We start from the raw sequence: 1,834 nt of genomic DNA, 5'->3' as shown, positions 1-1,834 counted from the left end.
GCCATCGCCAGCAAGCCGGCTCCTACAAAGGTGTCTGTATGAATCCCCATTCCGCGCAAAAATAGTGGCTCCGCTGACCGCGCCTGACGACTAGGGTGTAAAGACCTCAGCTTTCAGGATTCGCCATGCATCCCTACTTTTCCCTGCAAGGCCGCACCGCACTGGTGACCGGCGGCACCCGTGGTATCGGCAAAATGATCGCCAAGGCCTATGTCGAGGCGGGCGCCACCGTGTACGTCTGTGCCCGCGATGCCGAGGCCTGCCAGCAAACGGCTGATGAACTCGGCGCCCTTGGACGCTGCCATGCCCTGGCGGCCAACCTGGCCACCGAAGAAGGCGTGCAACAATTGGCCACGCGGCTGGGCGAGCAGATCACCCATCTCGACATCCTGGTGAACAACGCCGGTACCACCTGGGGCGCACCGCTGGAGAGCTACCCGATCAAGGGCTGGGAAAAGGTCATGCAGCTCAACGTGACGTCAGTGTTCAACTGCATCCAGCAATTCCTGCCCCTGCTGCGCAAGGCGGGCTCGGCAGCCAACCCGGCGCGGATCATCAACATCGGCTCGGTGGCAGGGATTTCATCCTTCGGCGAACAGGCGTATGCCTACGGGCCGAGCAAGGCGGCATTGCATCAACTGTCGAGGATCCTGGCGCGCGAACTGGTGAGCCAGCACATCAACGTCAATGTGATCGCCCCGGGACGCTTTCCAAGCAAGATGACCCAGCACATTGGTAATGATGAACAGGCACTGGCCGAGGATACGGCGTTGATCCCGATGAAGCGTTGGGGCCGCGAGGAAGAGATGGCGGCGCTGGCGATCAGTCTGGCGAGCACTGCTGGAGCGTATATGACCGGGAACATCATTCCGCTGGATGGCGGATTCAGTCTCTGAAATCGGCGGTGAGGCCATCGCGGGCAAGCCACGCTCCCACAGGGTTCTCGAGCGCACACAAAACCTGTGGGAGCGGCTTGCTCGCGAAGAGGCCAGTACAGGCACAACTGAATCCAGACCGATCGGGGTATCATGCCCGCCTCTATCCCGCCTCGACCGCAAACCATGACCTACAGCGTTTCCCCCATCGGCTTCGTGCGCTCCTGCTTCAAGGAGAAATTCGCCATTCCGCGCCAGCCGCAACTGGCCCCGGCCGCCCGTGGCGTGCTGGAACTGGTGGCACCGTTCGATCAAGGGGACGCGGTGCAGGGCCTGGAGCAGGTCAGCCACGTGTGGCTGCTGTTCCTGTTCCACCAGGCCCTGGAAGAAAAACCTCGCTTGAAGGTCCGCCCGCCGCGCCTGGGCGGCAATAAATCCATGGGCGTGTTTGCCACCCGCGCAACCCACCGCCCCAATGGCATCGGGCAGTCAGTGGTGAAGCTGGACAAGGTCGAAGCCAATCGCTTGTGGATCTCTGGTATCGATCTGCTGGATGGCACACCGATTCTCGATATCAAACCCTACGTGCCCTATGCCGATATCATCGACACAGCCTCCAACAGCATCGCCAGCGCCGCGCCGCAACTGATTCCCGTGCAGTGGACGGATGCAGCGCTGCAACAGGCTCACGGACATGCCCAGCGCCTGCAAGAGCCATTGGTTGAGCTGATCGAGCAATGCCTGGCGCAGGATCCACGCCCGGCCTATCAAACGCCCGCACCGGAGCGCGAATACGGCGCGCAATTCTGGGATCTGGACGTGCGCTGGCATTACCCGACACCGGAGCTGATCCGCGTGCTGGAAGTCATTCCCGCAAACATCTCAACACCATAAACGACTGTGGGAGCGGGCTTGCTCGCGAAAGCGGTGTGTCAGTCGACATTAAAGCTGACTGATAC

General features: G+C 61.3%; 2 protein-coding genes. Both read left to right on the top strand.

The genetic code is table 11. The features are described 5' to 3' along the window. The first annotated feature begins 125 nt into the window (after positions 1-125). A complete protein-coding gene (locus KGA88_RS01160) occupies positions 126-896 on the top strand; it encodes an SDR family oxidoreductase (RefSeq protein WP_223588328.1) in 771 nt (256 codons plus the stop codon). Between the two features lie 165 nt (positions 897-1,061). Continuing rightward, positions 1,062-1,769 (top strand): tRNA (N6-threonylcarbamoyladenosine(37)-N6)-methyltransferase TrmO, encoded by a 708-nt coding sequence (tsaA, locus tag KGA88_RS01155; protein WP_223588330.1) that lies wholly within the window; start codon positions 1,062-1,064, stop codon positions 1,767-1,769. Positions 1,770-1,834 lie beyond the last annotated feature (65 nt).

Source organism: Pseudomonas sp. A-R-19, from assembly GCF_019956575.1.
Lineage (GTDB): Bacteria > Pseudomonadota > Gammaproteobacteria > Pseudomonadales > Pseudomonadaceae > Aquipseudomonas.
This window is presented reverse-complemented; position numbering and strand designations above follow the sequence as displayed.